We start from the raw sequence: 21,184 nt of genomic DNA, 5'->3' as shown, positions 1-21,184 counted from the left end.
GCTTCGTTTCGGGCTCCCGGGTTACGAGCCCAAACACTCCCCGCCCCGGACGTACTCCGCCACGCCCCCGCCGGAGCCGACGACGAACCGGAGGTGGTAACAGTCGTCGTCCCACTCCGAGACCGTCTCCTCGAACTCCCCCGTCGAGACCGTCCGTTCGCCGTTCCCGTCGACAAGTCCGAGGGTTATCTCGTACTCGCCGTCGCCCATCCACTCCTCGCTCAGCGAGAGGTCGTCACCCGGCCCGGGGTCGAGCGTGTACCGCTCGTCGTGAACGTCCTCGCCGTCCTCACTGACGCGCAGGTGGATCTCGGCTGGCTCCCCCCGGTCGTTCGAGACGACGATGCTCCCGAGACCGGTCGCCTGCGACTCGTCGGTCGAACAGCCCGAGAGCGGTACGGTGGCCGCGGCGACCCCGACCATGAAGATCCGTCGGTTCATACCGATGCGCTCTCGCTTGCCACCAAGTGCTTTCTGTACCGTTCGGGGTGGACAGCCCTCGAACTCGGGTCTCCCGTTCCGTCTCAGACGGTGAACGTGTAGAGCTTGTCGCCGACGTGGTGGATCGAGTCGACGACCTTCCCCGAGTCGCCGACCATCTCGCCCCCGTCGACGCGAGCGCGACCGATCGCGAGCACCTTCCCGTGGGTCTCCTCGGCGATGGCGACGAGGTCGCCGGCTTCGATCCCCTCGTCGGCCTCGACGATCCCCGGACGCATCACATCCGCGCCGTCGGAGACGAACGAGACCGCGCCGGCGTCGACGGTGACGATCCCTCGTTCTGGCGGGTACTCGTTCGCCCCCTGGACCGTGAGCGCGAACTCCTCGTCGTCGGTGAACACCAGCGGGTTACCGTCGACGAGCACGACGTCGAAGGGCTCGTCGGAGAACTCGACGCGCTCGTAGGCATCGCCGTCGATGGTCACGCCGAGTGTGGATTCGAGCGTCGATTCGAGCCGGGAGACCGCGTCACTCCGGAGGTGGTGTCGGTTGGTGACGTTCATGGCCGTACTCGCCTACCGCGGGGCATAAATCGTCCGTTCGGTCGAACCGCGAAAAGGGCTAAGTGCCGGCGCTCCGTTCTCTCCCGTATGTGGGGTCCCCGACGGCAGGGACACCGGGCCGTGACGTGCATCGCCTGTGGCGCGGAGACGACCCGCGGCGACGCCCGCGAGTACGACAAGTACGGCGACCGGTGGGACCGAGAGGGAAAACGGTTCGAGTACCTCTGTAAACGCTGTCACCGGGAGCTCTGTCACCAGCCGCGGAACGAACTGGAGGGGCTGCTCTGTGAGGTGGGTGCCGGCGAGCGGACACGCGAGGAGTTCCTGACGTGGTACTGGGTGGCCGTCGAGGAGCGGTACGGCCCACTCGAAGAGCGAGAGCGGTGAGCCGCGGCCGACAACGCTTACTTACCCGTCGCCCGTAGCCGAAACCATGACGCGAGTTCTCACCGCCTGTGGTGCCGTGGAGGGATCGACGTGACCGACGCGGAGGAGCGCCAGGCGTACGCCGGCACCGCGGAGGGCCAGGGGCCGGTCGTGATCGACGAGGAGCTCGCGCGACACATCGAGCGAAAGCGCGAGGAGCTCTTAGAGAAGTTCGAGATCCCCGACGCGTTCCCGCGGAGCGTACTCGAGGAGGCGGAGGCGCGAACAGAGGACATAGAGAGCGAGATCCAGAGCGAAGCCGACGAGCGCCGGGATCTGCGTGAACTCACTACCTGGACGACCGACCCGATCGACGCCCAGGACTTCGACGACGCCATCTCGGTCGTGGAGCGAGATGACGGCTACGTTCTCTGGGTCCACATCGCGGACGTCACCCACTACGTCACCCCCGAGACGGCGACGTGGCAGGAGGCCAAGCAGCGCGGCAACACGGTCTACCTCCCGGCGTACACGATCCACATGCTGCCGCCGACGCTCGCGGAGACGGTCTGCTCGCTCGTCCCCGAGGAGGACCGGCTGGCACACACCGTCGAGATGCACCTGGATGGGGAGACGCTCAGCTACGAGGAGATCGACATCTACAAGTCCGTGATCCGAAGCGACGAGCGGCTCACCTACTCCCAGGCCGAAAAACGCCTCGACGACCCCGACGCACCGCTCCACGAGGAGTGTACCCTGGTACACGACCTCGCCGACCGGATGCACGAGATCCGGAAGGAGGACGGCTCGCTCGTGCTGAATCCGCGCAGAGACCGCGCGCACACGATCATCGAGGAGTGCATGCTGAAGGCGAACAAGGCCGTCACCCACGAGCTGATGTGGAACAGAGGGGTCGAGGCGATGTACCGCGTCCATCCCCAGCCCACGCCCGACGAGTGGGACAAGGCGCTCCAGGAGATCCAGGAGCTCGATGGGGTCTCCATCCCTGCCGAGAGCTGGGACGACCCCCGGAAGGCGGTGAACGCGACGCTCGAACAGGCCCCCTCGCGCCAGCTCGGGAAGATCCAGTGGGCGGTGATGAAGGTGATGCCCAGAGCCCGCTACATGGCCGACCCGTTCGGCGGTCACCACGCGCTCAACTTCGAGATTTATGGACACTTCACCAGCCCGATCCGCCGGCTCTCGGACCTCGTCGACCACTGGATCGTCCACTCGAACGACGTTCCGGCGGACCTGGACGCGCTCTGTTCGCACGCCTCCGACCGGCAGAAGGCGGCCGAACAGTGCGAACGCGAGTACCGCCAGTTCTTGGAGGAGGTCGGCATCGATCCACAAGCGGTGAACAACCGCGGGCTGGACGTCGAAGACGAGGACGACGCGGAGGAGTGACGACGGCCCTGCCGTCGCCCCTACTCGAAGACGATCGCCTCGCTCCCGGGATCGATCCTCACTCGTCCACCGATCGGGAGCGGCGCGATCGGAGTGGTGTGTCCCCAGTCCAGCCCCAGAACGACCGGAGCAGCCGGGTTGTAGCGTTCGACTTCAGCGACGACCCGCTCGTAGAGTCGCTCGCGGTAGGCCTCCCGCCGTTCGCGCAGCGGCTCCTGGTGGTGGCTTCGACCCGGTGGCCGACCGAGGAGTACCGCCGAAAATCGCTCTAACAACCCGCGTTCGCCCAAACAGACGAGCGTCGCAGCGACGTCTTCGGGTCCCGGGAGGTCCTCGGCGGTCTCGAGTGCGAGCACCCCGCCGTCGAGGTCGTCGGGATCGGGCAGGTACCGGTCGGTCGCGAGCTGCCACTCGGCGATCGGCCGGCAGCCGCCCCAGAGCCGCCCGGTCGCGGAGCGGTCAGATCCCTCCCACCGCCACCCCGGGTTCGGCTCGTACTCCGGCTCCTCGTCCATCTCCTCGGGGTCCGTCCACCACGTGCTCGGCTGGTCGGTCCACTCCACGGAGGGTTCGAGTTCGCCGAACGACTCCTCGAAAAACGCCCGCCGGCAGTAGCGCTCGGTGTACGCCGGGAGTTCGCCCGGAACTGCGAGTTCGTTCATCAGCTGTGCGCCGTTGAACGAGACGATCCCGGCGTTCCAGAGCGCGAGCGAGACGTTCGTGTTGTCGCTCATCCCGAAGAAGCGCGTCGGGCTCTCCCGCAGGCGCTCGGGGTCGAGATAGCGGAGGGTCCTTAGGGCGTCTCAGCCGTCGATCGTCGTGAATACGCCCGTTATCGAGGGGTCCTCGAACGCGGCGTGGAGGTCGGCCGCGCGTGCCCGTGGGTGTTCCTCCAGAAAGCCGTTGCCCTGTCTGGCGGTCGGGAAGACGACCGGTTCGAGACCGAAGACCTCGCGAAGACGCGAGAGCCCGAGCGCGAGGACGTGTGGGGCGTCGCGCGCGCCACCGCTCGACGGGGCGACGACGGCGACCCGGTCACCCGGCCCCATTGGGGGTGCGGTCAGGAACCCCATCGGATCAGAGCCGCCGGTCCAGGAAGTCGATCAGAATCTCGAACGTCCGGATCTTCTGGTCGATGTCCGAGGAGGCGTGGCCCTCCTCGCCGAGTTCGACGTACTCGAAGTCCTCGGTCTCGCCCTCCCCGTAGCCGGCGTCCGTGAGCGCCTCGCGGAGCAGGCGGGCCTGCGAGATCGGCACCCGGCGGTCGTTGACGCCGTGGACTATCAGTAACGGTGCCGAGAGGTTCTCGACGAGGTTCACGGGGCTCCGTTCGTCGTAGAGTTCGGGGTTCTCCTCGGGCGTTCCGAGCTGTTTTTCGAGCAGCTCGGTCCGGAAGTGGGGCATCGTGTTCTCGAACATATCCCTGAGATCGGTGACGCCGATCCAGCCGACGCCCGCGGCGTAGAGCTCGGGATAGAGAAGCATCTGCGTGAACGCGGAGTAGCCGCCGTAGGAGCCGCCGAAGACCGCGACGCGATCCGCGTCGAGCCAGTCTCGCGTTTCGAGGACGTGACGGACGCCGGCCGCGACGTCGGCCTGCTCGTCGCCGCCCCAGTCCCCGTAGAGCAGTTCGACGAACTCCCTCCCTCGCCCCGTCGACCCGCGGTAGTTCACCTGCAGGACGCTGTAGCCGTGGGCGAGCAGCACCTGCGAGTAGAGGTCGAAATTTCGGTAGTCGGCCGCGCGCGGCCCGCCGTGGGGGTTGACGATTAGAGGGGAGGGGCGCTCACCCGAGTCGTAGAGTAGCGCACCGATCTCGAGACCGTCGTGCGAGTCGAACTCGAAGTACTCGGCGTCGGCGAATCCCCTCGAGCTGAACGGGCCGTACTCCGCCTCGAGGAGCACCTCCCGTTCGTCCGTCGAGAGGTCGTACGCGAGCAGTTCCGGCCGGCGCGTCGGCGTCGTGTGTGTGAGGAGCACTCGATCGCCGGTGAGGGCCGCCGACCCCATACCGGCGAAGCTACTGACGCCATTGGGGAGGTCCAGTTCTCGGCTCTCGCCGGTTCCAACGTCGTAGACGACCGGGACGACCATCGCCTCGCGGGTCCGGTGAACGAGGACCAGATTCTCGGCGAAGAAACCGATCGGCGACTCCTCGTGCTCCAGGCCGCCGAACCAGTCGATCTCGTCCGTCTCGAGGTCGTAGATCCCCATCCGCGAGAGGTCCTCCGAGTTGTCCGAGACGAGCAGTCGTTCCCCCTCGGGCGAGAACTCCGTGGGCGAGCTTTCGGCGCCCGTCTCACCGATAGCGAGGTTCCGGGGATCGCTCCCGTCGGCGTTCGCGACGTAGACGTCCTGGTTCTCGTAGGCATCGGTCTCGTTCGTCGCGTAGGCGATCCGCTCACCGTCAGGCGAGAGGATGGCGGAGCCGGCCGCCCGCTCGTAGTCGGTGAGCTTCGTCGTCTCGCCGCTCGCGAGGTCGTGGCCGTAGACGTTCATCTGGCCTCCGGCGGTCGATCCTAGCAGGAGTGTCTCGCCGCGCTCGCCGACGTCCATCAGCGCGACCTGTCCCTCCATCTCGACGACCGGCTCGACTCCCCCATCGAGCCCGATCGCGTAGAGGTCGTTCTGTTCGTCGCCGTCAGCGTCGAGGTGGAAATAGACCTCCTCGCCGCTCGCGGACCAGTCGACGTGCCAGCGGGCGTTTTTCGGTACCTCGCCGTCGCTCACCCGCTCTCGTTCTCCCGTTTCGACGTCGAGGACGTGGAGTTCGTTTCTCCCGGTCACGTCGTAGTAGAGGGCGACCCGCTCGCCGTCTGGCGAGGCGGTCGCGTGGTAGAAACTGGGGAGGCTCACGAGTTCGCGGATCTCCTCGTCGAGATCTGACATACGCGCCACCTCGTGACAGACCGTCTTCAACCTCCCTATCGCCATCCGAGGTGGGACGTTCCCGAAACGGCAGCAGAGGGGGGTGGGAGAATGGATCCGTGCTGCCTCTCGACCCTGGCCAGTGAACTCTCACCGGCGGCGATCGATACGAACCAGCTACAAATAAGAGGGCTCCCTATACGGTTTGGCCGCACGCGACGGGCACCCGGTACGCTCTTGTGTGACGACGGGGAAGTGGTCTCGAAGGGCCCTTAGCTCAGTCCGGTGAGAGCGCTCGGCTCATAACCGAGTGGTCGCTGGTTCGAATCCGGCAGGGCCCATCCACAGTTTGAACGGTCGAGATCCGACAGACGCCCTCTATCGGGACACCACGAGGAGGGAAAAGAGCGTGTACCACTCGCCACGCAGAGGGCCGTCACAGCGCCTCGATATTCCTCTCCTCTCGTAGATGGTGGAAGCAGAGCCCGTAGTACTGGCCGTTCACCTCGACTTGCGGCCGCTCACAGTGGGTGCAGGTCGGCTGGTAGATCGGCCCGTGCATCGATGGCGGTACTCCCTCCTCACGGGTCACTCCGTTCCCTGCGTGGGAAGGTGTCGTTGGAGAGAGATCTCGGGCGGTCGGGGTGATAACGTCCGACTTATACCGTTCAACCTACTGGTCATCTCATGGCGACTATCGCGGAGTTCAGGCTTCCCGTCGAGGGGTTCGCGTTGGGAGAGACGATCCAGGAGGGGCCGATCGCGGAGATCGAGATCGAGCGCGTCGCGGCCCACGGCCCCGACCACGTTATGCCCTACGTCTGGGTCTCGGCCGACGATCAGAACCGGGTCGAGGACCTCTTCGCGGAGGACGAGACGCTCGATACGTTCGAACTGATCAGCGAGACCGAAGAGGGGGTCAGGCTCTACCGAATGGACTGGGTCGACAAGGCGGAGCTCCTGGTCAACATCCTCACCGAACAGGAGGGGGTGATCCTCTCGGCGGTCGGTTCGGAGGGGGTCTGGAACTTCCGGGCGCTCTTCCCCGAGCGCGACGCCCTCTCACGGGCGTACGACTACGCCGAGGACCGGGGGATCCGTCTCGACATCACGGCGATCTACGAGATGAACGACGACCGCGAGGGCCGGTTCGGACTGAGCGAGTCCCAGCACGAGGCGCTCACGCTCGCGACCGAGCGCGGCTACTACGACGTCCCCCGGAACGTCTCGCTCGAGGAGCTCGCCGACGATCTCGACATCAGCCACCAGTCGCTCTCCGAGCGCCTGCGTCGGGCACAGAAGGTGCTGAACGTCAACACCGTCCTCGTCGGCGAGTTCGAGTGAGCGATCGGTTCTCCTCACTGGGCCGGAGCGGTCGTTCATGACTGTTCGACCGAGTACTCAGTAGCATGGTAGGGTGTCAAACGGTATCTCGAATCCGGCAATCCTCTTATACTCGCGGGCTCTAGTCCGGAACCACGAAGCTGCCTTCTACGGAGGTAGAACCTATCACAATGAGAGGATTATCTCGCACATCCACGCTGTTCGCCCTGCTCGCGACGGTCTGGGGCACCTCGTTCCTCGCGATCGAGGTCGGTCTCTCGGACCTGCCGCCGGTGCTGTTCGCGGCCCTGCGGTTCGACGTCGCCGCGGCAGTACTGTTCGCCTACGTCGTCGTCGCCGGCTACGAGTGGCGCCCCGCCCGCTGGGCCGACTGGGCGCTGATCGCCATCGGCGGGACGTTCCTGATCGGCGCGCACTACGCCCTGCTGTTCGTCGGCCAGAGCTACGTCACGAGCGGCATCGCCGCGGTGATGATGAGCCTCACGCCGGTCGTCACGCCCGCGTTCGCGATCTGGCTGCTCCCGAGAGAGCGGCTCACGCTCCCGACCGCGGTCGGGATCCTCCTCGGGCTCGTCGGCGTCGCGATCATCGCCCGCCCGGATCCCGCGGGACTGGACGGCCAGATCGTCGGCGTCGCGCTGCTGTTCCTCTCGGCGACGAGCTTCGCGCTCGGGAGCGTCCTCGCGCTCCGGATCCGCTCGACGATGTCGCTCGTCTCGCTGCAGGCGTGGATGATGCTCGTGGGTGCGATCGCGCTCCACCTGACGAGCCTCGTCCACCCCGCCGAGTCGGTCGCCGCCGCGACGTTCTCGCCGACCGCGCTCGCCGCGCTCGTCTACCTCTCGGTCGCGGCGACGGTCGGCGGCTTCCTCTGTTACTTCGAGCTCCTGGAGGCGGCCGGACCGGTTCAGGTGAGCCTCGTCAACTACGTCACCCCGATGATCGCGGTGCTCGTCGGCGTGGCCGCTCTTGGCGAGCCGCTCACCGAGGCGACGCTCGTCGGCTTCGGCGTGATCCTCGTCGGCTTCCTCGTCATCAAGTGGGGGGCCGTCCGCTGGCGACTCCGCCGGCTCTCGGACCACCACAGGGAACGGGGCCTCGGCGAGGATGTCGTGGTCGTCGCCGGCCAGTTCTACTACCGCTGACCGCCCTACGCGGGCACCGGTGTGACGCCGGTGCCACCCGGCTTCAGGGTCACAACCGACTCGAACCCCGCTCCATCCACCGATGCGGGGACCGACACCTCTACCCCGTGAACCTCCTCTAGCTCCCGCTCGCTCGGCGCGTGGACGACCGTCACCGTCACTCCGTCCTGCTCGACGTGGTACGCCCCGGCGAACGGCTCGCCCGGGTCGATCTCGAACACCGTCCTTTCGCCCTCCGCTCCGTTCACCGCTAGGAGCTCGGCGTACGCCTCGCCGAACGCCTCCGCGTCCTCCTCGGACTCCCACTCGCTCTCGAAGACGAAGGCGTACTCGCCGTCGGGCCCCTCGTAGGGGACCAGTTGATCGCCCGCCCACCCGGTCGTGATCGGGTGCGAGTAGTCGTACGGCGAGAGCGGGTCCTCGCTCCCGTAGAGGTGCTCGCGGTCGATCACGCCGTTCGACCAGAACGTGGCGTAGAGCGCCGCCTCACCGACGGTTTCGACGCCCTCCTCGCGGCTACTCACGTTGAACCGCACCCAGTCCTCGGTCGACTCGTCCCGAACCGTCACGTTCGTCGGCTCGAACGTCCCGTAGCGGTCGGGGTGGATCACCTCCGTCGTCGCTCGCGGGTGGGAATCGTACACCTCGTTCACGGCGTCCCAGCCGCCCTCCTGGTACCGGTGGTCGACGAACGCCGGGCCGTCGCTGTAGGGCTGGAAGATCGTGACGAACAGCCCGAAGTCGAACGAGCCACCCGAACTCGTCGCGCTCGGCCGCTCCAGACACTCCCACTCGTCGTCCGCACACCGCTCGTCGTACTGCGCCTCGACGTAGTTCGCGTCGCCCTCGATGATTCCCATCGCGGCGTACTCCGAGTCGAGCGTCGAGCTGTCTCTCGAGAGCCCGAAGTGCTGGTCCTGGAGCGCGTGGAGCAGTTCGTGTGTGAGCGTGTTCCGGTCGATCTCGACGGCCTCCGGGTCGTCCGCGACGATGACGATCCGCTCGTCGCTCGAGGAGTAGTAGCCCTGGATCGACCCGCCGTAGAGCGCCTCGAACTCCTCGGCGGCGGGCGTCTCCTCGTCGACGTGAAAGAGCGCCCGCCAGAGGTGGTCGTTCCACGCCGCGTACTCCTCGTCCCACTGCTCGGTGAACCGGCGTTCCTCTCTGAACTCCTCGCGGCTGATCACCTCCACCGGCACCTCCTGCTCGAACTTCAGCCCCCGGATCAGTTCGACGCGTGCCATCGCCCGGTGGATCACCGCCTCGCGTTCGACCTCGGTCAGTTCGGCGGTCGAGTTCACTTCGAGGGCGTCGTCGTAGCTCACCCCGCGGACCTCGCCGAGCGGCCTGTCCGTGTCGAGGTCGGCGGGGCCGTCCTCGCCGTCGCCGAACGGAAAGAGCTCTCCGGGCGGGATCGTCGTACAGCCGGCGAGGGCGACGAGGACGACGACGGCGAGGACCGCTACGCGCGAGCCCATCTCAGCGGCGCCTGGCGAGCAATGCGAGGGCGATCACGAGCGCTGCGAGCGCCGCCACGAGGCCGAAGCCGGGCTGCTCTTCCTGCTCCTCTTCGGGCGTCTCTTCGACGTCGTCGTCGGTCTCCTCGGGCGTCTCTTCGACGTCGTCGTCGGTCTCCTCGGGCGTCTCCACCACCTCGTCGTCCTCTTCGACGTCCGCGGGTTCGACGTCGGCGTTTACCGCCGAGAGCGCATCGACGTCCGGGGCGTGGGTGATCGTCACCACGTCGCCGTCGTGATCGACGTGGTAGGCGCCGGCGTAGCCGCCGCTCTCTGCGACGTAGAGGCCGTCGCCCTCGTCCCCGGCACCGCGGTACTCGAGGAGCTCGTCGTAGCCCTCGACGAACGTCGCGGCGTCGTCGTCGCTCTCCCAGGCGATCCGCCAGACGTAGGCGCTCTCGCCCGCCTCGCTCTCGTAGACGTGTAGCCGGTCGCCGTCCCACCCGGTCGCGTACTCCACGTCGTAGTTGATCGGGTCGAACGGGTCGAGCTCGCCGTCGGGGCCGACGTTGAGGAACTCGTCCGGGTCGACGAGCTGTGCGCCGGGCTGGTCGTACAGCGGCGCGGCGAACATCGTCGCGATCGAGACCTTCCCGAGCACTTCGTGGTCCGGTCGCTCCTCGGGACGCAGGCGGTCCCACCCCTCGTCGGTCTCGTCGTCGATCTCGACCTCGCGGGGCAGGTCGTCGGGGTACCGATCCGGCGTGATGACCTGCTGGCTCGTCTCCGGGGGTTCGCCGTAGAGCTCGTTCACTGCGTCCCAGCCGCCCTCCTGGTACCGGTGCTCGGAGAACGTCGGGCCGTCGCTGTAGGGCTGGAAGTCGAGCAGGAGCAGGCCCATGTTCGCGGGTTCGCCCTCCTCTGTCGGTTCGGTCCCGTCGGCGGCGGGCGGGCGCACACACTCCCACTCGCCGCCCTCACAGCGCTGTTCGTACCGATACTCCATGAGGACGGCGTCGCCCTCGATCAGGCCGTTCTGGGCGTTACGCTCGTCGCGCGTCTGTGCGTCGTAGCGCTGGAGGTCCCACCGTTGGTCCTGATAGGCGTGGTAGAGTTCGTGTGCGAGGATCACCTCGTCCACGACGGGGGTCTCGTCGTCGACGACCACGACGATCTCGTTCGTCGCGGACGAGTAGAAGCCGCCGACGGAGACGTTCTGATTCTCCGCGAGCGTCTCCGTCGAGTCCTCGTCGTCGCCGACGAGCAACAGCGCCTTGTGTTTCGCGTTCACGAACGCCGTCTGGGTCTCCGTTCCCTCGCCGACCAGCCCGTCGAACTCCTCCTGGAACTCGCTTCTCGTCACGACCTCGACGGGTGGTCGTTCCTCGAACTCGACCTCGCGGAGCTCCTCGACGCGGACCATCGCCCGGTCGATCACCTCCGCGAGCTCCTCGTCGCTCAGCTCCTCAGCTCCCTCCAGACCGAGTTCGTCGTCAGGTTCGTACTCGCGCCACTCGCCGTCGTCCTCCGGCTCCTCCGCGAGCTGTCCCTCCCCTCCCACCGACCCGTCGGCTGCGACCGGCGCGCCCGCCGCGACGGCGAGCGCCGGTCCGCCGCTCACCACGAGGATGAAGGCGACCAACAGGACACAAACGCGACGCATACCGCCCGATAGTGGCGGTCGAGTAAAAAGGGTCCGGCGATCGAACACGACCGAACCGTTTCGCCCTCTCGGCCCCTACCCCCTCCATGCGTTTCGACCCGACCGAGACGGCAGTCGTCGTCGTCGACATGCAGAAGGGCTTTTGCGACCCCGAGGGGAGCCTCTACGCGCCGGGAAGCGAGTCGGCGGTCGACCCGATCGCGGAGCTGGTCGCGAACGCACGCGGGGCGGGTGCCCGCGTCGTCTTCACCAGGGACGTCCACCCGCCGGGGCAGTTCGACTCGAACCACTACTACGACGAGTTCGACCGGTGGGGCGAACACGTCCTCGAGGGATCGGAGGAGGCCGAGATCGTCGACACGCTCGACCCCGAACCGGAGGACCACGTCGTCGAGAAACACACCTATGACGCCTTCTACAACACCGAACTGGAGGGCTGGCTCCGGGCGCGCGGGATCCGCGACCTCGTGTTCTGTGGCACGCTCGCGAACGTCTGCGTACTCCACACCGCCGGTAGCGCCGGGCTACGCGATTTCAGGCCGGTGCTCGTCGAGGAGTGTATCGGCTTCATCGAGGAGGCACACAGGGAGTACGCGCTCGAACACGCCGGATGGCTCTTCGGCGAGGTGATCGGACGGGACGAGGTGACGTTCGACTGAGCCGGGGACCAGACCTATGCCGTGTGAGGCTCTAGCGACGGAGATGCCCTCCTCCCCCACGGTACCCGTCGTCGAGGCGGTCTCCGATCTCTCGTTCTCGACCGGCGACCTGCCCGCACGTCCCGACCACGCGACGCTCGCTCTCGCCCGGCCGACGCACTTCGACGTCCGCTACCACATCAACCCGTACATGCGCGAGGGCGTCGACACGGACCGCGCACACGGACAGTGGGAGACGCTCCTGCAAGCCTGTGAACGGTACGCCGAGAACACCCTCGTGATCGACCCCGATGTACTCTCGGTTCCGGAGGGAACCCCCGATCCGGCGACGCTACCCGACTTCGCGTTCGGCGCGAACCACGCCCTCCCGATACCGGATGGGACCGGTGCGCTGCTCGCGGCGATGTCCACCGACGAGCGGGTGGCCGAACCGACGTACTTCGAGGCGTGGGCGCACGAGGCCGGCTACGACGTGCTCTCGCCCCCCGACCACGCGTTCGAGGGGGGCGGCGACGCGCTCTGGCACCCGGGGAGACGGCTGCTCTGGGGCGGCCACGGTATCCGTTCCGAGCGAGCGGCCTACGACGACATCGCCGACCGCCTCGATACGCGGGTTATCGCGCTCGAACTCACGGACCCGCACTACTACCACCTCGACGTCTGTTTCTCGCCGCTCGATTCGGAGACCGTCCTGATACAGCCCGAGGCGTTCACCGACGAGGGCCTCGCGCTGATCGAGGCGGTCTTCGACCGGTTACTCGCCGCTCCGGTCTCGGAGACACGCGGCGGCCTCGCCTGCAACGCCGTCGCGCTCGGCGATCGGGTGTTGCTCGGCGCGGGCAATCCGACGACCGAACGGCTGCTCTCCGACGCCGGGTTCGACCCCGTCCCGATCGGGACCGACGAGTTCCAGAAGGCCGGCGGCTCCGTCCGCTGTCTCACCCTCTCGCTCGGCGACCCAGAAGCGGGGGACGAGAGCCGCTGAGCGGCGGACACTCGGCGAGCTCGAGGACGGCTCGGAGTACGACGCCGACCTCAGGGAGAACCCTCGAACGTACGAGATCGACCGGAGCGAGGAGGGCGTCTTCACGGTTCAGCCGTACACACGGAGGAGCTGCTCCCGCTGTGGGCGTTCGTGGACGGGGATCGAGACCTCCCGGCGGGCGAAGGAGGCCGACCGCGAGCGCGAGTGTGCCCTATCGAAAGAGCCGGTACGCCCCCTGTCCTGTCGCGACCGGGGCCGTCTCGCCGTTGGTCGTGCTCTCGACGGTGATCTCGCTCACCCCGACGCTCGATCCCGCGCGAACCACCTCGGCGGTGGCGGTCAGGTCGGCCGTCGCGGGCCGGAGGTAGTTCACGTTCAGGTTGATCGTCGCGACGCCGCCCTCCAGCGGGTTTTCGAGCGTCGTTCGCTGGGCGAGGCCACCAGCCGTGTCGACCAGCGTCGCCGCGACGCCGCCGTGCATGTCGGGGGTTCCTTCGCGTCCCGGGCGGGTGTTCGTGAGCTTCTCGTCGTAGGGGATCGTCATCACCATTTTTCCGTCGCTCACCGACTCGACGCGCGTGTCGAGCCAGGAGAGGAAGCCGTGGTGGTCGTCGATGTACGACTGGAGGAACGCGGCGGTGGCCGGATCGTCGGTCATCGCTCGTGGTCGACCGTGCGCTCACTTATCGGCGTCGTCTCTGCGTACGTCTACCTCGATCCGATCGCCGACCGAGAACCCGTGACCCGGACAGACGAGCTTCGCACCCATCCCGATCCGGGTGAGAAACAGCGAGAGCCCGGTGATCGCCTCCCCGTTCACCCGGATCACGACCTCGTCCCACGCGAGGTCCCGCCCGGTCGCGACCCCGACGTGCTCGCCGAGCAGGTCCACCGATCGTTCGTCTCCCGCCCGGTTTCCGTGTGCGCCACCCCCGTCGTAGTGTGGGAGGCCGCCGTCGAGCGCGAGGGAACACGAGTCGTCCGCGATCCCGATCCAGCGCTCGCCGGGATCGGGGTGTGTTGGCGCATCGAGGACGACGTAGGTCTCTCCGACCTCGCAGACCGTGCCCGTCCCGTCCCACGCGACCGGCTCGATCGGCACCCCGATCGAGAGACGGAGCGATCCCGACGCGCGATACGGGTTCGCATCCGGCCGACGAAACCCGAGGTGGACGTGGTTCGCGACCCAGGGTGCGAAGAAGCCGGCGCGGACGAGCCTCCCCAGGCGATCGCCGACCTCGATCCGGTCGCCCGTCTCCACGCTCGGCTCGACGTGGAGCGTCCGGGCGACCGTTCCTTCGGGCATCTCTTCGACCCCGGAGTCGACCTCGATCAGGATCAGGTGGTCCTCGTCCTCGGCGTAGGGCTTCGGCGGCGCACGGACCGATCGCGTGTCGAGGACTGTCCCGGAGACGGGACTCGGCGCGGCCTCGGTACCGGGGTAGAGGTCGATCGCACACCCCTGGTCGTGGGCGGGATACGGTGAGTTGTAGAGCGAGAGTCGCTCGAAGTGAGAGAGGAGTGCGCCACCGAGTTCGATCATACCGACGGTTCGAGCGCGAGGGTTTAGCCCCGTCGGGTGTTGCAGTCGGTATGCGCGTGCTCCGGGGCCGAGCAGCGGACGTCACAGCCGACCGGGAGCGAACCGCCCGGATTCTCGCGGAGGCGGGCGAGCGCCGAGAGCCAGCGCTCCGCGTCTGGACGCCGCACCGTCAGCTCGCGTTCGGAAGGCGAGACACCAACGAGGCGGGCTACGACCGAGCGGTCGCGATCGCCCGCGAGTACGGCTTTCCACCGATCGACCGTAGCGTGGGGGGGAGAGCCGTGGCCTACACGGGCACGACGCTCGCGTTCGCGCACGCGATACCGATCGACGATCTCCGGAGGGGGATGGACGCACGCTACGAGCGGGCGAGCGAGCGGGTCCGAGCGGGGCTCCGCACGGTCGGCGTCGAGGCGGAACGCGGCGAGCCACCCGAGAGCTACTGCCCTGGCGACCACTCGCTCTCTGCCTCCGGGAAGCTCGTGGGGATCGCCCAACGGATCACCGCCGAGGCCGCGCTCGTCTCCGGTGTGGTGATCGTCGACGGGCACGAGGAGATCGCTGGGGTCCTCTCGCCCGTCTACGAGGCGCTGTCGGTCCCGTTCGACCGGGACTCCGTCGGAAGCGTCGAACGCGCCGGTGGGGACGCGGACCCGGAGCGGGTCGCACGGGCGATCGAGGACGCGATTCTCGACGGGAGAACGCCACGGATCGAGCGGATCGGCCCGACGTAAGCGATCGAAGAGGGCGTCACTCACGAGCCCACCCGACGAGATTCGAACGCGTTCCGTCGCCACCGCCAGACCGGCCCGGTCGTCCTCGGCCCGCTCGCGTGGGGGGTTCGTCGCCGCCGCACAGCTCGACCTCGTCTCCCGGCACGCGGTCGTGGTCTCACACGTCGTCATGTGTGCGATCCTCCTCGCGTTCACCGCACTCTCGTGGTCCGAGATGCGCTCGGGCGTCCTCTCCGTCTGGAAGCTCGTCCTCCTGGTCGGGTTGGGGATCACCGTCCGGTCTCGCTGGGCCCACGTTCGTGATCGGCGCGCTCCTCCCGGTGACCGTCCTCGGGTGGATACCGGTCCCCGGTGTAGGCCTCGCGGACACGGGTCTGGCGGGTGCTCCAGGCGCGCGGATCTACCTCGCGGTCGCGGCGCTCAGCCTCCTCGGGGGGCTCTCGTACGCTCTCGGGCTCCTCGTCGCGAGCAGCGCCACGCTGCTCGTCGGTCTCGCACTCACCGGAGTCGGCTAGGCCCCCGGCATCGCGAACGCCGTCTACCGGGAGGCTTAGGGACCCGCCGCTCCGACCGACCCCATGATCGTTCAGGACGCGCGGCTCGCCGACGGCCGATCGGTCGACGTACGGATCGAGGGGGAGAAGATCACCGCCGTCGATGCAGATCTCCGTTCGGGGAGAGGGGAGACGATCGACGCGGGCGGAAAGCTCCTGCTCCCCGGCGCGATCGACGTCCACGTCCACTTCCGTGAGCCGGGCTTTCCCCACAAGGAGACCTGGGAGACGGGCTCGCGCAGCGCCGCCGCGGGCGGCGTGACCTGCGCCGTCGACCAGCCGAACACGGAGCCGCCGACGGTCGACGGCGAGAGCTTCGACGAGAAGGCGTTGCTAGCCGAGAACTCCTACGTGGAGTACGGGATCAACGGCGGCGTCACAGCGGACTGGAACCCCGAGGAGCTGTTCTCGCGGCCGATCTTCGCGCTCGGCGAGGTCTTCCTGGCCGACTCCACGGGCGAGATGGGGATCGACACCGAGCTGTTCGCCGAGGCCGCCGAGCGTGCGGCCGACGCCGAGGTGCCGATCACGGTCCACGCCGAGGACGCGACGCTGTTCGACGAGGAGGCACTCGGGCGCGCCGGAGAGGGGGTCGGCCGCGAGGCGGACGCCGACGCCTGGAGCGTGTTCCGGACCGCCGAGGCGGAGGCCGCAGCGATCGAGACCGCCTGCGAGGTGGCGAACGACGTCGGCGCGGACCTCCACGTCGCACACACCTCGACGCCCGAGGGGATCGACGCCGCGAACGCGGGCGGCGCGAGCTGCGAGGTCTGTCCCCACCACCTCTTCCTCTCGCGCGAGGACCTCTCCGATCTGGGCACGTACGGCCGGATGAACCCGCCGCTTCGGAGCGAGGAGCGCCGTGCGGGCGTCGCCGAACGGGTCGCCGACGGCTCCGTCGACCTGATCGCGACTGACCACGCCCCACACACGGCCGAGGAGAAGGAGGCGACGATCCACGACGCGCCGAGCGGCGTCCCTGGCGTGGAGACGATGCTCCCCCTGCTGCTCGCCGCGGCCGCACGCGGGGATCTGAGCATCGAACGGGTACGGGATCTCACCGCGAGCGCCCCCGCGCGCGTGTTCGGACTCCCCGGGAAGGGGCGAATCGCCGAGGGATCTGACGCCGACCTCGTGCTCGTCGACCCGGGTTCCGAAACCGAGATCCGGGGGAAGGACCTGCACTCGAACTGCGGGTGGACGCCGTACGAGGGGAGCGAGGGCGTCTTCCCGGAGTGGACGATGGTCCGAGGCACGGTCGTCTACGACGCCCGCGAGGGGTTCGGCCCGGCGGTCGGGAAGAACGTCCGGACGTGATCGGAGACAGTATCCTTTTCACCGTCGCCCACCCCGAGCGCGTATGAAGGGTCCAGACAGGGCGACGAAGGTCGCGAGCGCCCACTGGGAGGCGCTCTCGGGCGACGTCGAGGCGATCGTGACGGAGTACGACGAACGGGGTTTCGAGGCCCACGCGCTGCATCCGGGCGACGTCACGCTACTCACGGGCGAGTCCGGCGACCGGGAAGGGCTGGACGTGCTGTTGCCCGGCAGCGAGTTCGAGACCGTCTTCGACCTGGTCGATCGAGGCGTCGCCTTCGACTCGTCTGAGGTCTACAGCGCGCGCGAGGGGTCGACGGTCTTACTGGTGCTCGTCCTCGTCGACGAGCGCGAGGAGGTCGCACTCGCCTTCCCGGCGTACTACGGCTGGGGGGCGGGGAGGGAGGTCCTCTCGCGTGCTCGCGAGCGGGGACGGCTCCACACGTATCTCAGACGACTCTCCGGCGACATCGTCACGTTCACCCACGACGATCCGTCGATCTTCGAGCCGCCCGAGGAGGGGTGATCGGCGGTCGACGTCGGTTCGCACCGCCTCCCGTGCGGCTCTCCGCCCGACCACCCTCCTAATCGAGGTCGGCACCGACGTCGTCGAGCGACGTCTCGAGGAACGGGTCGAAACGGACGTTGGCGATCCCCTCGTCGAGACCCTCCGAGACGGCATCGCCGTCCCCGTCGGCCGGTCGGCCCGTCTCGGGATCGGTGAGGGGTTCTTCTGGGCCACCGAAGCTCGATGGCCCGTTCGTCGCACCCCAGTAGTTCTCGAGTGCCGTCGCCTGCATGTCGATTCGGTCCTCGGGGTCCGCGTCGATCTCCCCGAGCAGGTCGACCCAGTATGCGTCGGCGTTCAGGTAGCCGACCTCTTCGCTCTCGCAGATGTGGTTGTACCGGACCTCGTTCGCTCCAGCGAAAAGCCCCTGAACGATACCGATCTCGTTCCGGACGATCCGATTTCGCTCGATCGGGTTGCCGCCCACCCAGGCCCCGAGGGTGATCCCCCGACCGTTTCGCAGGACGTCGTTGTTCCGAATCGGTATCGAGCCGGGGTGGAACCCGACCTCGGAGTCACCGACGAGCGCGAGACCCGTTCGGCAGTCCGTGATCCGGTTGTGTTCGATGCTCACGTCCAACACGTCGTCGACGAGCGCGATCCCTCGACCGTTGTCCGTCGCCCTGATCCGTCCGATCGAGCCCCCGTCGACGAACCGGTAGTGGATCCCGTCCCGGAACCCGGTCACCGTGAGGTCCTCGACGGTGACGTTCTCTAGAGGGGGAGACCAAAACGGCCATGACGGAGGGATGACCGCTACGCCGAATCCACCGTCGACCGTGTCGCTTCCGGTGATCGTGTGTCCGTCCCCACGCAGGGTGACGTCGTCGGATTCGATCACGATGCAGCCGACGCGCTCCTCCGTGTCCAGGTGCAGATCGTCGACGAGGACGTACTCGCCGGGTTCGGTGATCGTCGTACAGGCGTCGATCTCGGTCGGCTCACCGTGACTGCTCGCTGCTACGACCGCCGCACCGGCGGCGAGACCGGCCCCTACGACCCCGACCGATCGCAGCACGCTCCTCCGACCCACCGATCCGTTGGTTCCGGTATCGGTTCCCCCGTACGTCTCCTCGAGCGACCGTTCCATGATCAGGTCCCTTTCCGCGTTCACCGAGAAAGTCCTATCTGTGTGGTACTCACGGAACTGTTCGGTTTACTGCCATCAGTGCCGCCCGCTACTCCGGTGACGTCGAGATCGTCGAATCGGTGGGCAGCCTCGTATCAGTGGTGTACTCTCTTGCAGACAGCCCTCGGGAATACGCTCACCTTCACCCACGACGATCCCGCTACCTTCGAGCCGCCAGGGGACGAGGCCGACGGTTAATCACTCGCTCAGGTCGCCGCCGCAGTGCGGACACTCCCCGTGATCGTGCGAGAGCTCCTCGTTTCGGAGCTGTTCGCTCGACCGTCGCACCTCGCGCATCACTTCGGAGATCCGGTCCTCGGCTTCGAGTTCCGCCTCGACCGTGAGGTCCGCACCCTCGACCTCCAGGAGGAACTTCGCGACCTCGGTGACCTCGTACATCAGCTCGTCGAGCTCCTCGGCGGTGAAGAAGTCACACATCGCCCCGTAGAGGAACGTCGCACCGGCCTTCGTCACCTTCCCCTCGAAGGAGTGTCGGGCCTGGTTGACCGCCTGTGGGGTGTAGGTGTCGGTCATGAACGGGACGAGCTCGGGGAGGTTCTCGCCGATCTTCGTCATCTCGACGCCCGTCTCGGTCCTGAAGTCGGCACAGAGCCGGGCCATCGCCCACTCGCGGGCGGTGATGTACGTCCGGTCCCGCAGAAAGCCGTTGACGCGGTCGTAGGATGCCCCGTCCATCTTCGTGAAGCGGGCGTAGTTCCTGACGTCCTCGGGCACGGCCCGACGGTCCGCCGGGTCCTCGGAGTCGGCACCGTCCCCGGGGACCTCCTCTTTCTCCCCCGTGGGTCCCTCGGAAACCCCGGGACCGGCGCTCTCGGACCCGGACTCGCCGTCGTTCCCTTCGCGTCCGGGTTCCGGGGCGGGGGACTCGCCGTTCGTCTCGGGGGTGGCTTCCTCCCCGTCGCTCTCGTCTGTGTCGACGCCGGGGACGACCCCTCCAGCGCTCTCTGTCTCGCTCGCGTCGTCCGGAGGGCTCGTCTCCCGGGGATCCTCGCGCATGGCCCTCCTTTCGGATCGCCGAGCAAAAGGGTGTCGGGGGGAATCCTTTTTGCGGGGAGCCGACCAACCGCGCCGCATGAAGCTGTTACTCGGGATCGGCGGCACCGACGACTCCCTCGACGCGCTCTGGTGGGCCGCCGAGCGGACCTCCGCGACCGACGACGAGCTCACGGTGGCGATCCTCGAGAACCCCGACTCCGATCGCCCGCCGGAGGAGATCGAGGCGGAGGTCGAGACGGCGCTCTCCGAGCAGGGCCTCGACGCGGAGATCCGGCACTTGGAGGGAGACCCCGGTGGGCGACTCGTCGACCTCGCCGACGACGAGGGGTACGATCAGATCGTAATCGGCGGGGGCGAACGCAGCCCGATGGGGAAGATCCAGGTCGGACGGATCGCCGAGTTCGTCGTGTTGAACGCCCGGACGACGGTCACGCTGGTCCGCAGATGAGCCCGGATCGCCCCTACCCAGACGACCCGGCCGGTCCGTTTCCCGAGCCGCCGCTGTCGTTCACCGACGGGGTAGGTCGAGAGATCGAGATCCGCGTCTACGACGGGAGCGATCGGGCGTCGCTCACGGAGATGTACGCCGAGTTCGACCCCGCCGACCGTGCGCAGGGGATCCCACCGTCCGGGGAGAAACGGGTCGAGGACTGGCTCGACGTCATCCTCGGCGAGGGCTACGACGTCGTCGCGCTCGACGACGACCGGGTAGTCGGCCACGCGACGCTCGTCCCCGACGGCGACGAGGGGATGGAGCTCGCAATCTTCGTCTTCCAGACGTACCAGGGCGCAGGTGTCGGCTCTCGCCTCGTCCGTGCGTTGCTCGGCTACGGGGCGAGCGAGGGCGTCGAGTACGTCTGGCTCACGGTCGAACGGTGGAACAACCCCGCCGTCTCTCTCTACGAGTCGGTCGGCTTCGAGTCCTCTTCCGTCGAGAGCTTCGAACTCGAGATGAGCATTCGGCTCGCTCAGACCGAGAGCACCGGCTGACTCGCATAGAGGAGGACGTACTCGGCGGCCTTCTCGAGGACGTCGCCGGTGTTCTCGGCGCCCCCCTCGCGCGGGACGACGATGAAGTCGGCGTCGATCTCGTCGGCGGTATCGAGGATGACGCTTCCCGGGTGGCGGGTCTTTCGCGTGGGCGAGAAGCCGAACGCCGTCGAGTTGTTCGCCGGGACCGAGGCCTCCTCGGCGAGCGAGAGCGCCCGATCGGCGAACGCCCCGGCCTCGTCGGCGACGGCCTCCTTCGACACCCGTCCCGCCTCGATCCCGCGGACGACCTCCTCGCCGACGACGTAGACGACGTGGATCGAGGCGTCGTACTCGGCCGCGATCGTGACCCCGTAGTCGACGGCCCGGGCGGACTCGTCGCTGCCGTCGACGGGGACGAGGACGGTGTTCACCGAGAGTGGGTCGCTCAT

Annotated in this window: 24 protein-coding genes, 1 tRNA gene and 1 pseudogene; 13 read left to right on the top strand and 13 right to left on the bottom strand. The window is 67.8% G+C overall.

Going from position 1 to position 21,184, the window contains the following annotated elements; all coding sequences use genetic code 11:
* Nucleotides 1-21: 21 nt before the first annotated feature.
* Together V2L32_RS03665 and V2L32_RS03660 are read right to left on the bottom strand one after the other, a co-directional pair.
* Nucleotides 22-441, bottom strand: coding sequence for a hypothetical protein (locus V2L32_RS03665; RefSeq protein WP_331235124.1), 420 nt, complete (start codon nucleotides 439-441; stop codon nucleotides 22-24).
* 83 nt (nucleotides 442-524) lie between these two features.
* A complete protein-coding gene (locus V2L32_RS03660) occupies nucleotides 525-1,004 on the bottom strand; it encodes an RNA-binding protein (RefSeq protein WP_331235123.1) in 480 nt (159 codons plus the stop codon).
* Nucleotides 1,005-1,091: 87 nt separating this feature from the next.
* Here V2L32_RS03660 and V2L32_RS03655 point away from each other — a divergent pair, with 87 nt between their 5' ends.
* A complete protein-coding gene (locus V2L32_RS03655) occupies nucleotides 1,092-1,391 on the top strand; it encodes a DUF7562 family protein (RefSeq protein ID WP_331235122.1) in 300 nt (99 codons plus the stop codon).
* Between the two features lie 90 nt (nucleotides 1,392-1,481).
* Entirely contained in the window at nucleotides 1,482-2,780 is a 1,299-nt protein-coding gene (locus V2L32_RS03650; RefSeq protein WP_331235121.1) for a ribonuclease R family protein, read from the top strand.
* 20 nt (nucleotides 2,781-2,800) lie between these two features.
* Here V2L32_RS03650 and V2L32_RS03645 read toward each other — a convergent pair whose 3' ends face one another.
* From V2L32_RS03645 to V2L32_RS03635, 3 genes and pseudogenes are all read right to left on the bottom strand, one after another.
* A complete protein-coding gene (locus V2L32_RS03645) occupies nucleotides 2,801-3,295 on the bottom strand; it encodes a S66 peptidase family protein (RefSeq protein ID WP_331236578.1) in 495 nt (164 codons plus the stop codon).
* Between the two features lie 168 nt (nucleotides 3,296-3,463).
* Nucleotides 3,464-3,829: pseudogene (locus V2L32_RS03640) on the bottom strand (LD-carboxypeptidase); the annotation flags it as partial.
* Nucleotides 3,830-3,857: 28 nt separating this feature from the next.
* Complete coding sequence (locus tag V2L32_RS03635; protein WP_331235120.1) at nucleotides 3,858-5,669, bottom strand: S9 family peptidase; 1,812 nt, start codon at nucleotides 5,667-5,669, stop codon at nucleotides 3,858-3,860.
* Between the two features lie 245 nt (nucleotides 5,670-5,914).
* Between V2L32_RS03635 and V2L32_RS03630 the strand changes: the two genes are divergently transcribed.
* Nucleotides 5,915-5,989, top strand: a tRNA-Ile gene (locus V2L32_RS03630).
* A 95-nt stretch (nucleotides 5,990-6,084) separates the two neighbouring features.
* Here V2L32_RS03630 and V2L32_RS03625 read toward each other — a convergent pair.
* On the bottom strand, nucleotides 6,085-6,210 hold the full coding sequence (locus tag V2L32_RS03625) for a hypothetical protein (protein WP_331235119.1): 126 nt from the start codon (nucleotides 6,208-6,210) through the stop codon (nucleotides 6,085-6,087).
* A 125-nt stretch (nucleotides 6,211-6,335) separates the two neighbouring features.
* Here V2L32_RS03625 and V2L32_RS03620 point away from each other — a divergent pair, with 125 nt between their 5' ends.
* Together V2L32_RS03620 and V2L32_RS03615 are read left to right on the top strand one after the other, a co-directional pair.
* Nucleotides 6,336-6,992, top strand: a complete 657-nt coding sequence (locus V2L32_RS03620; protein WP_331235118.1) for a helix-turn-helix domain-containing protein — start codon at nucleotides 6,336-6,338, stop codon at nucleotides 6,990-6,992.
* 170 nt (nucleotides 6,993-7,162) lie between these two features.
* Nucleotides 7,163-8,137: a DMT family transporter gene (locus tag V2L32_RS03615; RefSeq protein WP_331235117.1), complete on the top strand. Its 975-nt coding sequence runs from the start codon at nucleotides 7,163-7,165 to the stop codon at nucleotides 8,135-8,137.
* 5 nt (nucleotides 8,138-8,142) lie between these two features.
* On the opposite strand, the gene V2L32_RS03610 is transcribed toward V2L32_RS03615, so the two are convergent.
* Together V2L32_RS03610 and V2L32_RS03605 are read right to left on the bottom strand one after the other, a co-directional pair.
* On the bottom strand, nucleotides 8,143-9,615 hold the full coding sequence (locus tag V2L32_RS03610) for an Hvo_1808 family surface protein (RefSeq protein ID WP_331235116.1): 1,473 nt from the start codon (nucleotides 9,613-9,615) through the stop codon (nucleotides 8,143-8,145).
* Nucleotide 9,616: 1 nt separating this feature from the next.
* Entirely contained in the window at nucleotides 9,617-11,257 is a 1,641-nt protein-coding gene (locus tag V2L32_RS03605; RefSeq protein ID WP_331235115.1) for an Hvo_1808 family surface protein, read from the bottom strand.
* Between the two features lie 86 nt (nucleotides 11,258-11,343).
* On the opposite strand from V2L32_RS03605, the gene V2L32_RS03600 reads away from it, so the two are divergent.
* Together V2L32_RS03600 and V2L32_RS03595 are read left to right on the top strand one after the other, a co-directional pair.
* Nucleotides 11,344-11,916, top strand: a complete 573-nt coding sequence (locus V2L32_RS03600; RefSeq protein WP_331235114.1) for a cysteine hydrolase family protein — start codon at nucleotides 11,344-11,346, stop codon at nucleotides 11,914-11,916.
* 43 nt (nucleotides 11,917-11,959) lie between these two features.
* On the top strand, nucleotides 11,960-12,901 hold the full coding sequence (locus V2L32_RS03595) for a dimethylarginine dimethylaminohydrolase family protein (protein WP_331235113.1): 942 nt from the start codon (nucleotides 11,960-11,962) through the stop codon (nucleotides 12,899-12,901).
* Nucleotides 12,902-13,112: 211 nt separating this feature from the next.
* Here the strand turns inward: V2L32_RS03595 and V2L32_RS03590 are convergent, their stop codons facing one another.
* Nucleotides 13,113-13,559: a PaaI family thioesterase gene (locus V2L32_RS03590; protein WP_331235112.1), complete on the bottom strand. Its 447-nt coding sequence runs from the start codon at nucleotides 13,557-13,559 to the stop codon at nucleotides 13,113-13,115.
* 21 nt (nucleotides 13,560-13,580) lie between these two features.
* Nucleotides 13,581-14,444, bottom strand: a complete 864-nt coding sequence (locus V2L32_RS03585) for a hypothetical protein (protein WP_331235111.1) — start codon at nucleotides 14,442-14,444, stop codon at nucleotides 13,581-13,583.
* A 50-nt stretch (nucleotides 14,445-14,494) separates the two neighbouring features.
* Between V2L32_RS03585 and V2L32_RS03580 the strand changes: the two genes are divergently transcribed.
* The 4 genes from V2L32_RS03580 (at nucleotide 14,495) to V2L32_RS03565 (ending at nucleotide 17,575) form a co-directional block, all read left to right on the top strand.
* The gene (locus V2L32_RS03580; protein WP_331235110.1) at nucleotides 14,495-15,178 is read left to right on the top strand and encodes a lipoate--protein ligase family protein; all 684 of its coding nucleotides are present in this window, start codon (nucleotides 14,495-14,497) and stop codon (nucleotides 15,176-15,178) included.
* A 299-nt stretch (nucleotides 15,179-15,477) separates the two neighbouring features.
* Nucleotides 15,478-15,693 (top strand): hypothetical protein, encoded by a 216-nt coding sequence (locus V2L32_RS03575; protein ID WP_331235109.1) that lies wholly within the window; start codon nucleotides 15,478-15,480, stop codon nucleotides 15,691-15,693.
* A 63-nt stretch (nucleotides 15,694-15,756) separates the two neighbouring features.
* The gene (locus tag V2L32_RS03570) at nucleotides 15,757-17,049 is read left to right on the top strand and encodes a dihydroorotase (RefSeq protein WP_331235108.1); all 1,293 of its coding nucleotides are present in this window, start codon (nucleotides 15,757-15,759) and stop codon (nucleotides 17,047-17,049) included.
* Between the two features lie 43 nt (nucleotides 17,050-17,092).
* Nucleotides 17,093-17,575, top strand: coding sequence for a DUF7529 family protein (locus V2L32_RS03565; RefSeq protein ID WP_331235107.1), 483 nt, complete (start codon nucleotides 17,093-17,095; stop codon nucleotides 17,573-17,575).
* Nucleotides 17,576-17,633: 58 nt separating this feature from the next.
* Here the strand turns inward: V2L32_RS03565 and V2L32_RS03560 are convergent, their stop codons facing one another.
* Together V2L32_RS03560 and V2L32_RS03555 are read right to left on the bottom strand one after the other, a co-directional pair.
* On the bottom strand, nucleotides 17,634-18,731 hold the full coding sequence (locus V2L32_RS03560) for a NosD domain-containing protein (protein ID WP_331235106.1): 1,098 nt from the start codon (nucleotides 18,729-18,731) through the stop codon (nucleotides 17,634-17,636).
* A 213-nt stretch (nucleotides 18,732-18,944) separates the two neighbouring features.
* On the bottom strand, nucleotides 18,945-19,763 hold the full coding sequence (locus tag V2L32_RS03555) for a DUF5806 family protein (RefSeq protein ID WP_331235105.1): 819 nt from the start codon (nucleotides 19,761-19,763) through the stop codon (nucleotides 18,945-18,947).
* 76 nt (nucleotides 19,764-19,839) lie between these two features.
* Here V2L32_RS03555 and V2L32_RS03550 point away from each other — a divergent pair, with 76 nt between their 5' ends.
* Together V2L32_RS03550 and V2L32_RS03545 are read left to right on the top strand one after the other, a co-directional pair.
* On the top strand, nucleotides 19,840-20,211 hold the full coding sequence (locus V2L32_RS03550; RefSeq protein WP_331235104.1) for a universal stress protein: 372 nt from the start codon (nucleotides 19,840-19,842) through the stop codon (nucleotides 20,209-20,211).
* Complete coding sequence (locus V2L32_RS03545) at nucleotides 20,208-20,753, top strand: GNAT family N-acetyltransferase (protein ID WP_331235103.1); 546 nt, start codon at nucleotides 20,208-20,210, stop codon at nucleotides 20,751-20,753. Before V2L32_RS03550 ends, V2L32_RS03545 begins: the two co-directional genes overlap by 4 nt.
* Here V2L32_RS03545 and V2L32_RS03540 read toward each other — a convergent pair.
* Complete coding sequence (locus V2L32_RS03540; RefSeq protein WP_331235102.1) at nucleotides 20,732-21,184, bottom strand: universal stress protein; 453 nt, start codon at nucleotides 21,182-21,184, stop codon at nucleotides 20,732-20,734. The two genes, V2L32_RS03545 and V2L32_RS03540, sit on opposite strands and share 22 nt — an antisense overlap.

The sequence above is a fragment of the Halalkalicoccus sp. CGA53 genome (assembly GCF_036429475.1).
Lineage (GTDB): Archaea > Halobacteriota > Halobacteria > Halobacteriales > Halalkalicoccaceae > Natronorarus > Natronorarus salvus.
Note: the sequence above shows the minus strand (reverse complement) of the source record. Positions and strands in the feature narration are given on the sequence as shown.

Coding starts and splice junctions, on each gene's coding strand:
- V2L32_RS03665 (WP_331235124.1), bottom strand. CDS start 441: ATGAACCGACGGATCTTCATGGTCGGGGTCGCCGCGGCCACCGTACCG.
- V2L32_RS03660 (WP_331235123.1), bottom strand. CDS start 1,004: ATGAACGTCACCAACCGACACCACCTCCGGAGTGACGCGGTCTCCCGG.
- V2L32_RS03655 (WP_331235122.1), top strand. CDS start 1,092: ATGTGGGGTCCCCGACGGCAGGGACACCGGGCCGTGACGTGCATCGCC.
- V2L32_RS03645 (WP_331236578.1), bottom strand. CDS start 3,295: ATGGACGAGGAGCCGGAGTACGAGCCGAACCCGGGGTGGCGGTGGGAG.
- V2L32_RS03635 (WP_331235120.1), bottom strand. CDS start 5,669: ATGTCAGATCTCGACGAGGAGATCCGCGAACTCGTGAGCCTCCCCAGT.
- V2L32_RS03625 (WP_331235119.1), bottom strand. CDS start 6,210: ATGCACGGGCCGATCTACCAGCCGACCTGCACCCACTGTGAGCGGCCG.
- V2L32_RS03620 (WP_331235118.1), top strand. CDS start 6,336: ATGGCGACTATCGCGGAGTTCAGGCTTCCCGTCGAGGGGTTCGCGTTG.
- V2L32_RS03615 (WP_331235117.1), top strand. CDS start 7,163: ATGAGAGGATTATCTCGCACATCCACGCTGTTCGCCCTGCTCGCGACG.
- V2L32_RS03610 (WP_331235116.1), bottom strand. CDS start 9,615: ATGGGCTCGCGCGTAGCGGTCCTCGCCGTCGTCGTCCTCGTCGCCCTC.
- V2L32_RS03605 (WP_331235115.1), bottom strand. CDS start 11,257: ATGCGTCGCGTTTGTGTCCTGTTGGTCGCCTTCATCCTCGTGGTGAGC.
- V2L32_RS03600 (WP_331235114.1), top strand. CDS start 11,344: ATGCGTTTCGACCCGACCGAGACGGCAGTCGTCGTCGTCGACATGCAG.
- V2L32_RS03595 (WP_331235113.1), top strand. CDS start 11,960: ATGCCCTCCTCCCCCACGGTACCCGTCGTCGAGGCGGTCTCCGATCTC.
- V2L32_RS03590 (WP_331235112.1), bottom strand. CDS start 13,559: ATGACCGACGATCCGGCCACCGCCGCGTTCCTCCAGTCGTACATCGAC.
- V2L32_RS03585 (WP_331235111.1), bottom strand. CDS start 14,444: ATGATCGAACTCGGTGGCGCACTCCTCTCTCACTTCGAGCGACTCTCG.
- V2L32_RS03580 (WP_331235110.1), top strand. CDS start 14,495: ATGCGCGTGCTCCGGGGCCGAGCAGCGGACGTCACAGCCGACCGGGAG.
- V2L32_RS03570 (WP_331235108.1), top strand. CDS start 15,757: ATGATCGTTCAGGACGCGCGGCTCGCCGACGGCCGATCGGTCGACGTA.
- V2L32_RS03565 (WP_331235107.1), top strand. CDS start 17,093: ATGAAGGGTCCAGACAGGGCGACGAAGGTCGCGAGCGCCCACTGGGAG.
- V2L32_RS03555 (WP_331235105.1), bottom strand. CDS start 19,763: ATGCGCGAGGATCCCCGGGAGACGAGCCCTCCGGACGACGCGAGCGAG.
- V2L32_RS03550 (WP_331235104.1), top strand. CDS start 19,840: ATGAAGCTGTTACTCGGGATCGGCGGCACCGACGACTCCCTCGACGCG.
- V2L32_RS03545 (WP_331235103.1), top strand. CDS start 20,208: ATGAGCCCGGATCGCCCCTACCCAGACGACCCGGCCGGTCCGTTTCCC.
- V2L32_RS03540 (WP_331235102.1), bottom strand. CDS start 21,184: ATGAGCGACCCACTCTCGGTGAACACCGTCCTCGTCCCCGTCGACGGC.